At 72.3% G+C, this 9,742-nt stretch carries 7 protein-coding genes; 5 read left to right on the forward strand and 2 right to left on the reverse strand.

What is annotated here, in order from left to right; all coding sequences use genetic code 11:
- Nucleotides 1–49: 49 nt before the first annotated feature.
- Nucleotides 50–2,023, reverse strand: a complete 1,974-nt coding sequence (locus ACFRMQ_RS32175) for a GTP-binding protein (protein WP_380734261.1) — start codon at nt 2,021–2,023, stop codon at nt 50–52.
- 346 nt (nt 2,024–2,369) lie between these two features.
- On the opposite strand from ACFRMQ_RS32175, the gene ACFRMQ_RS32180 reads away from it, so the two are divergent.
- Nucleotides 2,370–3,179 (forward strand): BTAD domain-containing putative transcriptional regulator, encoded by an 810-nt coding sequence (locus ACFRMQ_RS32180; RefSeq protein WP_380734262.1) that lies wholly within the window; start codon nt 2,370–2,372, stop codon nt 3,177–3,179.
- A gap of 115 nt (nt 3,180–3,294) precedes the next feature.
- On the opposite strand, the gene ACFRMQ_RS32185 is transcribed toward ACFRMQ_RS32180, so the two are convergent.
- Nucleotides 3,295–3,942 (reverse strand): LuxR C-terminal-related transcriptional regulator, encoded by a 648-nt coding sequence (locus ACFRMQ_RS32185; RefSeq protein ID WP_380734263.1) that lies wholly within the window; start codon nt 3,940–3,942, stop codon nt 3,295–3,297.
- Between the two features lie 906 nt (nt 3,943–4,848).
- Here ACFRMQ_RS32185 and ACFRMQ_RS32190 point away from each other — a divergent pair.
- The 4 genes from ACFRMQ_RS32190 to ACFRMQ_RS32205 all read left to right on the forward strand — a co-directional run bounded on the left by ACFRMQ_RS32190 (nt 4,849) and on the right by ACFRMQ_RS32205 (nt 9,740).
- On the forward strand, nt 4,849–6,489 hold the full coding sequence (locus ACFRMQ_RS32190; RefSeq protein ID WP_380734264.1) for an AMP-binding protein: 1,641 nt from the start codon (nt 4,849–4,851) through the stop codon (nt 6,487–6,489).
- Between the two features lie 70 nt (nt 6,490–6,559).
- On the forward strand, nt 6,560–6,991 hold the full coding sequence (locus ACFRMQ_RS32195; RefSeq protein ID WP_380734265.1) for an SRPBCC family protein: 432 nt from the start codon (nt 6,560–6,562) through the stop codon (nt 6,989–6,991).
- Between the two features lie 95 nt (nt 6,992–7,086).
- Nucleotides 7,087–8,355 (forward strand): APC family permease, encoded by a 1,269-nt coding sequence (locus tag ACFRMQ_RS32200; RefSeq protein WP_380734266.1) that lies wholly within the window; start codon nt 7,087–7,089, stop codon nt 8,353–8,355.
- A 119-nt stretch (nt 8,356–8,474) separates the two neighbouring features.
- Entirely contained in the window at nt 8,475–9,740 is a 1,266-nt protein-coding gene (locus ACFRMQ_RS32205) for a hypothetical protein (protein ID WP_380734267.1), read from the forward strand.
- The last annotated feature ends 2 nt before the right edge of the window (nt 9,741–9,742 follow it).

The following is a 9,742-nucleotide window of genomic DNA, read 5'->3' on the forward strand; positions in this document are numbered from 1 at the left end:
CCCGTCCGCCACGTGGCGGACGGGCCCCCGGCCGTTCACCGGCCCGCCGTCAGATCCGGCCGAAAGCCCGGAGCATGTACTCCGAGCGGTCCACCGGGTTGAGGTCGGTCCGTCGCCTGCTCGGGGCCGGCCCGACCACCGGCTGGAAGCTGTGGAACCGGGTGACGAGGAGGCCCTCGCCCTGGCTCAGCCCCGGCAGCCGCTGCTCGAACTCCTGGACCGTGCGGGCCGGGATGGTCCCCTCGACCAGGCAGTTGCCGCCCTGCCCCCGGGTGGTCTCCGGGGTGGCGCCGCACTCCACCAGGTTCAGCAGGACGGTGCTGGCGTTCTCGGCCGGGACCTCCAGCTCGAAGCGGTTGACCGGCTCGTACACCTGGGTGCCCGCCTGCTTGAGGGCGTTCATCAGCACCAGCGGGGTGAGCTTGCGGAAGTCGCCCGCCGCGCTGACCGGGCTGGCGAACCCGGTGTGGGTGAGGGTGACCAGGATGTCCAGCACCTCCCAGCCGTTCAGCCCCTGGTGCAGGGTCGCCCGGACGGCCTCCTCCACCGCCTTGTGGAAGGCGTGCGGCAGCGAGCCCAGCTCCACCGAGCGGCGGAAGACGACCCCCGAGCCCGGTTCCCCGGGCTCGACCCGCAGGCCGACGGTGGCCCAGAAGAAGGTCTTGCTCCGGTAGTCGATCTCCTCCACCGACTCGCCGGTGCCGATCGGGCGCTCGACACAGATGATCCGGGTGCCCTCGAAGGAGACGTCCAGCTTGAAGTCGTCGGCCAGCGTCGCCGCGATGACCTCCTTCTGCACCTCGCCGTAGAGCGAGACCGCGATCTCCTGCTCCTCGTCGTCCTTGCGGACGTTGATGAACGGGTCCTGGTCGGCCAACTGCAAGAGCGCGTCGTACAGTTCGGGCATCGCGCCGGGCCGGGCCGGGCGGATCACGGTCTCCAGGCTCGGCGGGGCGAACAGGTGCTCCCCGTCCAGCCCGTCGGGGGAGCCGAGCCGGTCGCCGATCCGGACGCCCTTGAGCCCCCAGACCTTGGCGATGTCGCCCGCCCCGGCGTGGGCCTCGACGACCGCGGAGCCCCGGTCGAACACCTCGACCACGGTGGTCCGGCCGGGCAGCTCGGTGACGGCGCCGTGCTGGTCGCGCCGGAACACGGACACCTTGGAGCGCGGCCCGAGCGACCCGCCGCGCAGCCGGACGAAGGCGACCTTCTCGCCCGCCCAGCCGCGCTCGATCTTGAACACGGTGCCCCGGAGCGTGCCCTCGGTGCCGCCGTGATTGACCGGAAACAGTCTGGTGATCCCGTCCACCAGCGCGTCGATGCCGGCGCCGGCCACCGCCGAGCCGAAGAGCACGGGGTAGAGCTCGGCCTCCCGCGCCTGCCGGGCGAGCTCCTCGGCGTAGTCCCGCGGGGTGAGGGAGGACTCGTCCTCCAGGTAGCGGGTCAGGAAGTCGTCGCCGTGCTCGGCCAGTGCCTCGGCCAGTTCGGCGGCGAAGCCGGGGTCGTCCGGTCCGACCGTCCGGGGGAAGGCCCGCGCGCCGGGCGTGCCGAGCCCCTCGATCCGGGTCAGCGGTACGACGTCGGGGGCGAGTTCGGCGCGGATCTCGTCCAGCAGGTCCTGGTGACGCGCGCCCATCCGGTCGATCTTGTTGACGAAGAGGATCACCGGCATGCGCAGCTTCGCCAGCGTGCGCATCAGCAGCCGGGTCTGCGCCTGGACGCCCTCCACGGCGGAGATGACGAGCACCACGCCGTCGAGCACGCCGAGGGCCCGTTCCACCTCGGAGATGAAGTCCGGGTGGCCGGGGGTGTCGATGAGGTTGACCTTGACGTCGCCGACGGTGAAGGACACCACCGCGGAGCGGATGGTGATGCCGCGCTGGCGTTCGAGTTCGTGCGAGTCGGTCTGGGTGTCGCCGCGGTCGACGCTGCCGACGCGGTCGATGACGCCGGCGGTGTGCAGCAGCCGCTCGGTCAGGCTGGTCTTACCGGCGTCGACATGGGCCAGGATTCCGATGTTCACGCTTGTCAAGACGTGTGTCCCCTAGTTCTTCGGTGTTCGTGCGGATTACCGGAGCGACACGGATCTTTCGGGGCACGTCCTTCTCCTCGTGAGTCTGGCGCCTGTCGTGGCCCAGTCGGGCCAACCGGCCGGAGTCTAACAGAACTTGACGATCGACCAGCCGATCGGCGGGGGTCGATCGGCGGGGGGTGTTTCCCTCGGGACAGTTTGTCGGGCCGTTTCGGAATTGCGATGTGCCCCCCGGGAATTGCCCGGGTGCCACCTTGTGCGGGTTCCCCTTGAGGGCCCGCCGGAGGCCCGGATATACCTGGGGCCGAGGAGAAATCCGGGCGACATCGGAGGCACCGTGAAGTTCAACATACTGGGCCCGCTGGAAGTCCTCGACAAGGGAATTCCGTGCACCCCGAGCGCGCTGAAGGTCCGCTGGACCCTGGCGATCCTGCTCGTGAACGCGAACCGGATCGTCGACCTCGACCTCGTCATCGAGGAGATCTGGGGCAGTGACCCGCCCCGGACGGTGATCACCACCGCGCAGACCTACATCTACCAACTGCGCAAGCTCTGCCGTCCGCTGGGCCGCGACGTCATCCTCACCAAGGCGCCCGGCTACGTGCTGCTGCTGGGCGAGGAGGAGTTCGACGCCCAGGAGTTCGAGCGGCTGCACCAGGAGGGGGACCGGCTGCTCGCCGCCGGCCGGGCCGAGCAGGCCGCGGACCGGCTGCGGCGGGCCCTGGACCTCTGGCGGGGCGCCGCGCTGGCGGACATTCCGGCGGGCAGTCTGCTCGCCGGCCACGTCGCCGTCCTGGAGGAGATGCGGCTGCGGGCGCTGGAGAGCCGCATCCTGGCCGACCGGCACCTCGGGAGACATCGAGAACTGGTTCCCGAACTCAGGCTCCTGGCACTCCGTCACCCGTGGAACGAGTGGTACCACGAGCAGCTCATGATCGCCCTGGACGCCGCCGGGCGCCGCAGCGAGGCCCTGCACGTCTACCGGACGCTCTACCGCCGGCTCGACGAGGACCTCGGAATCTCCCCCTCCCAGCCGCTCAGGGACCTGCAGAACGAACTGCTCAGCGGCACCGCGCCCGCGCGGAGGGAGTTCCAGGCGCTCGCCGCGCGGGCGGTGGAGGACGGCCTGCGGGCCCGGTCGGCCTGAGGCCCGTGCGGCCCGGCGCCGGTGCGCGCCGGGACCGGTCCGTCCCGGGGCCCGTCCGCTCGGGACGGGCGGCACCCGGAGGTCCGGGCCGTCGGCCGTGCCGGACCCGAGGCGCTCAGGCCCGTCCGGCCGGGACCAGCAGGGACGCCGCCCTGGCCTTGTTCACCGCGTCGATCCGGGAAACCGCGTTGAGCTTGACGAAGACGTTCCTGAGGTGGCGCTTGACGGTGCCCGGTGAGATGCACAGCCGGCCCGCGATGGCCGAGTTGCTCAGCCCGTTCGCGACCAGGCCCATGACCTCCCGCTCGCGGCCGGAGAGCCGGCAGCCGCGCTGTCCGGCCATCCAGCCGAGACCGGCCCGCGAGGCCATGATGTACACCCGCTCCCGGTCCGAGGTCAGGCCCCGGACCACCGGGACCAGGCAGTCCACGGCCGCGTCCTCGGTCAGGTAGGCGCTCACCCCGGAGCCGAGGTAGGTCTCCACCTCGTCGGGCCGGTCCTGCCGGCACAGCATGACCACCCGGGCGCCCCGGTCGAGCAACCGCTCCAGGCCCCGCTCGGTGGCGGCCACCGACTCGCCGGCCCCGTACACCACGACGTCCACGGGCTGCCCGGCCAGGACGGCGAGTGCCGCGTCCACGTCGCCGACGGCGGCGTGGACGGTGAGGTCGCGTTCGGCCGACAGCAGGGCCTGGAGGCCGGTGCGCAGCAGGACGTTCCCCTCGATGACGAGGACCGACGGATGGTTGTTGACGAGCGGCACGGTGGACCCCCGATGGCGACATGCGCTGTTGATCGTTGAGTGGAGCGGTCCGGCCCCGCCGCGCCGGGCGACGGGGTGGGCGCTCCGAGCCCTGGTGCGGGCGCTGGCGAGCAGGTTCTCCGGACCGGGGGCCGGACCGCCCGGGACCCGGGGCCGGGCGGTGGAGCGCCCGGGCCGGGGTCGCCGCGCGGCGGTCCGGGCCGCGGTGAGGCCGTCGGCCGATCGGGTGGCCGCGGCACGGGCCGGCGCGGCCACGCCCGGTGAGGGGCGTGGAGCCTCTGGCCGGCCGGGGAAATCAGCCATGCGAAATCCTTCGGTGGGTGGAGACGAACGGGTTGCGTGCGCGTCATCGGGTGTGGGGAAAGCCGGGTCGGGGCCGATTCCGGTCCGCCGCGCACGCAGCCGGGTGGGGGGTTCACGAACCGCCCGCCCACGGCGACGGTCGGTCACCCGGCCCGCCGCCCGGGTGGCTCGATTCGTTTCCGATCCGGACTGAGGAGAACCTAACCCGATTCATACTTGCCGCCCAAGGGCGGTTTTTCGCCGCACGAACATCGCTAGATCACGGGACGATCTCGTTCGCGGGGACACCGGCGGGATCGGCCTGGAGGAAAGCCTGGCAAAGAATGATTGGTGACTTCGGAACCAGGGAAAGGGAGCCGGATGTCCGCCCCCGGCGCGCCCGCACGACGGGTGGTGACGGTGAGCCGCCGTACCCGCACAACGGGCGGCGTCCGGCCGTGACCGCGCCCGCGGCCGTGCCGGGCACCCCCGATCGGGGGTGGTGGCGGACCGGGGCGGCATGGATCATGAGGTGCCGCCCGGCCGGCGCCGGAGGCCTTCCGCGCGCGGCCGCCCGGCCCCCGTCCCCCCGTCCCCCGTACCGCGCCACCCAGGAGCCAGAACGTGTCGATCCCGCCGATCCCACGCAGCTACGCCTGCGGCACCTCGGACGTCCCGCTGCTCGGAGACACCATCGGGGAGAACCTCGACCGCGCGGTGCGCGCCTTCCCCGAGCGCGACGCCCTGGTCGACCGGGCCACCGCCCGACGCTGGACCTACGCCGAACTCGCCGCCGACGTCGACGCCCTGGCGCTCGGGCTGCTGGAGCTCGGGATCGCCAAGGGCGACCGGGTCGGCATCTGGGCGCCCAACTGCGCGGAGTGGACGCTCATCCAGTACGCCACCGCCAAGCTCGGCGCGATCCTGGTCACCGTCAACCCGGCCTACCGCGCCCACGAGTTGGAGTACGTGCTGAACCAGGCCGGCATCCGGCTACTGGTCGCCGCCGAGCGCTTCAAGACCTCCGACTACGCCGGGATGATCGCGGAAGTCCGTCCGCGCTGCCCCGGACTGGAGCACGTCCTGCTGATCGCGAGCCCCGCCTGGGACGCGGTGGTCGCCGCCGGGAAGCGGTCCGCGCCCACCCTGGTCGAGGAATTCGCCGCACGCCAGGACGAGTTGTCCCCCGACGACCCGATCAACATCCAGTACACCTCGGGGACGACGGGCTTTCCCAAGGGTGCGACGCTCTCGCACCACAACATCCTCAACAATGGTTACTTCGTGGGCGAGTTGCTCGACTACAGCGAGCAGGACCGGATCTGCGTCCCGGTGCCCTTCTACCACTGTTTCGGAATGGTGATGGGAAATCTGGCGGCCACCTCGCACGGCGCCTGCGTCGTCATTCCGGCCCCCTCCTTCGAACCCGGCGCCACCCTGGCCGCCGTCGCCGCCGAACGCTGCACCTCGCTCTACGGGGTGCCCACCATGTTCATCGCCGAACTGGCCGACCCGGCCTTCGACGACTACGACCTCGGCAGCCTGCGCACCGGCATCATGGCCGGCTCGCCCTGCCCGAGCGAGGTGATGAAGGAGGTCATCGGGCGGATGGGCATGACCCAGGTGTCCATCTGCTACGGCATGACCGAGACCTCGCCGGTCTCCACCCAGACCCGGGTCGACGACCCGGTCGAGCGGCGGGTCGCCACGGTCGGCCGGGTCGGCCCGCACCTGGAGGTCAAGGTGGTCGATCCGGCCACCGGCCGTACCGTCCCCCGCGGCGAACCCGGCGAACTGTGCACCCGCGGCTACTCCGTCATGCTCGGCTACTGGGGCGAGCCCGAGCGCACCGCCGAGGCCGTCGACGCCGCCCGCTGGATGCACACCGGGGACCTCGCCGTGATGGACGAGGCCGGCTACCTCGCCATCACCGGGCGGATCAAGGACATGGTGATCCGCGGCGGCGAGAACCTCTACCCGCGCGAGATCGAGGAGTTCCTCCACACCCACCCGGACATCCTCGACGTCCAGGTCATCGGCGTCCCCGACACCAAGTACGGCGAGGAACTGATGGCCTGGATCCGGATGCGGGAGGGCGCCGACCCGCTCACCGCCGAGGCCGTCCGCGAGTACTGCGCCGGCCGGCTGGCCCACTTCAAGATCCCGCGCTACGTGCACGTGGTCGAGGAGTTCCCGATGACGGTCACCGGGAAGATCCGCAAGGTCGAGATGCGGGCCGAGGCCCAGCGGATCCTGGGGCTGTAGGCCTCCTTCCCGGTCTCCGCGCGGACGAGTCCGGGAAGCGCGGTGGCCCGCCCGGCGGGAGAGTGTGATCATGCCCCTCGACGTGACAGTGGAACGCCTGATCCCCCTCCCGCCCGCCATGGTCGCCGCCTACGCGATGGACTGGCGCCACGACTCCGAGTGGACCCAGGGCATCCGCACGGCCACCCTCACCCGGGAAGCCGACACCGGCGGCTTCGGGACTGGCGCCGAGGTCACCCGGACCGCGCGCTTCCTGGGCCTGTCCTTCGCCCACGTGCTGCGCGTGGCGCGCCACGACCCGCCGACGGTGCTCGACCTGGTCTCCGTCGCCGGGCCGATGCCCATGCGGGTCACCTACACCTTCCAACCCACCCGGGCCGGCACCTTCGCCCGTGTGCGCGTCCGCGGCGGCCCCCGGCTGATCGGCCCACTGATGTCCCGCCAGGTGCGCGACGCGCTGGCGAAGGACCTGGGCGCCCTGGAGCGGCGGCTCACCGGCTGACCACCGCGGTTCCCCGGTTCCCGACCCCACCTGCCGTTCGGCTCCCTCCGGTAGGGTGCGCCGACACCACAGCCGGATCGGGAGAGGTACAGGGCATGAGTTCGTCGCCGACAGCGGTCGGGCCGGGGGAGCTGCGGCGGCACCTGGGGGTGTTCGACGCCGTGGTGATCGGGCTGGGCTCGATGATCGGCGCCGGCGTCTTCGCCGCCCTCGCGCCCGCCGCCGGGGCCGCCGGGTCCGGCCTGCTGATCGGCCTGGCACTGGCGGGCGTGGTGGCGTACTGCAACGCGACCTCCTCGGCCCGGCTGGCCGCCCGCTACCCGCAGTCGGGCGGCACCTACGTCTACGGCCGTGAGCGGCTCGGCGACTTCTGGGGGTACCTGGCCGGCTGGGGCTTCGTCGTCGGCAAGACCGCCTCCTGCGCCGCCATGGCACTCACCGTCGGCTCCTACGTCTGGCCCGAGCAGGCCCACGCCGTCGCCGTCGCCGCCGTGGTGGCGCTGACCGCCGTCAACTACGCCGGCGTGCAGAAGGCCGCCTGGCTGACCAGGGTGATCGTCGCCGTCGTCCTGGCGGTGCTCGCCGCCGTGGTCACCACCTGCCTGGCCGGCGGCGAAGCCGACACCGGCCACTGGGCCGTCGGCATGGACGCCGGCCTCCCCGGCATCCTCCAGGCCGCCGGCCTGCTGTTCTTCGCCTTCGCCGGGTACGCCCGGATCGCCACCCTCGGCGAGGAGGTCCGCGACCCGAAGCGCACCATCCCCCGCGCCATCCCGCTCGCCCTGGGCATCACCCTGGCCGTCTACGCGGCCGTCGCCCTCGCGGTCCTGGCCGTCCTCGGCCCCGACCGCCTCGCCCACACCTCCGCGCCCCTGGCCGACGCCGTCCGGGCCGCCGGCCTGCCGGGACTCGCCCCGGTGGTACGGGCCGGAGCCGCGGTCGCCGCCCTCGGCTCGCTGCTCGCCCTGATCCTCGGCGTCTCCCGCACCACCCTGGCGATGGCCCGCGACCGCCACCTGCCCCATCCGCTGTCCGCCGTCCACCCCCGCTTCGGCGTCCCGCACCGCGCCGAACTGGCCGTCGGTGCGGTGGTCGCCCTCGCCGCCGCCTTCGCCGACGTCCGCGGCGCGATCGGCTTCTCCTCCTTCGGCGTCCTCGCCTACTACGCCATCGCCAACGCCGCCGCCTGGACCCTCACCCCCGCCGAGGGCCGCCCCCCGCGCGTCGTCCCCCTCCTCGGCATCGCCGGCTGCCTCACCCTCGCCTTCGCCCTCCCCGCCGCCTCCGTCCTCTGGGGCGCCACCGTCCTCACCCTCGGCGCCGCCGCCTACCTCGCCCGCAGGTCCCTCACCCGCCGGGCCTGACCTCCCCACCTCACCTCCCGGAGTTCGCCGGCAGGACGCGCGTCCACTCGGTGAGGCCGGCCACCAGAGCCGGCACACGTTGCCGTTCCGGGTGGCAACACCGGATGGGGGAGGGGCCGATGACGCAGGCTGACCGCCAGTCGATGCTGCAACCGCTCAGCGATGACCTTCCGAGCGACGTCAGAGCCATCACGGAGAACCTGCGCACGCTCTTCGCCTCGCTCGGGGTGTCCGTGCGCAGGTACTCCGCCCGCCGATCCAGGGATCCCGGCTCGGTCTCGCGTTTCCCGAACGGGTCCAGGACTCCACCCTGGGAGTTCGTCCTCGACCTCGCGAGGGACGTGGCGAGCCATCGAGGTCAGGTCCTGCAACCGGAAGCCCTGGAGCTGCCGCGCCGGCAGCACCGGCAGGCCTTGTCGGCACGGAGCAGCCCCGCCGGCCTGACGCACGTGCTGCAGGACCAGTTGGCGAGTGCCGACGAGCAGGCCCGCCATGCCGCCATCCAGATCCAGGCGCTCACCGAGATGTTGCAGGACCGGCAACGCCTCCTCCTGGACCTCGAATTGCAGTTGCGCCGGCTGGAAGGGCGGACGGCGATCCAACGGATCGCCGACGAGTCGTCGACCGCGGCCCTGCGCGTCGAGCGCGAAGCCTTCCAGGACGAATGTGAGCGGCTGCGACAGGAAGTCGCGGCACTACGGGAGGAGCTCTCCCGCGCGAAGCAACGAGCTGTCGAACTCGAGGACAGGTGCGACAGGCTGGAGGGGGAGATGGTCGCCGTCGAGCGAAGTCGACAGGCGGCGCCCTCCGACGACGTGGAGAGCGGCACCAGGGCGGTCTGCGTCGCGGAGGTCCAGGAATTCACGCGCCTGATGCGGAGGATGGAGCTGGCGGATGCCGCCGAATTCGTCGCGACCATCAAGAGCATCTGCGGTTCGGTCGCGGCGGAACTCGGCGGCGCGCTCATCCGGGCCGGGCGAGGCCAGATCCTCATCGCTTCGGACAGCGCGACCGGTGCCGCCGACATCGCTCTGAGGCTCGTCGACGCACTGGAAATCGACGGCGAGCCGATCCGGGTCCAGATCGGACTGGCGATCGGCGAGGTGGTCGGGCGCCAGGGGGACCTGATCGGCCTCACCACCGAGGTCGCGGCTTCTCTGGCCGACATCGCACCGAAGGGCGTCGTCCTGGTGGATGGGGAGTTCGCCACGTCCCTCGAACAGGCGGAAGGGGGCGAGCCGCTCCCGGCTGGGCCCGAGGTCCACCGCGACGGCCCGTTCCCCACCTCCGCCAGGTTCGTCCTGCAACCGATGTGGCGCCGACCGGTCCGCGGCCTCGGCCTGGTGGAACCGTGGCGGCTCACGCGTCTCGCTGCCCACTCCTAGCC

Source organism: Kitasatospora sp. NPDC056783 (genome assembly GCF_042789895.1).
Lineage (GTDB): Bacteria > Actinomycetota > Actinomycetes > Streptomycetales > Streptomycetaceae > Kitasatospora.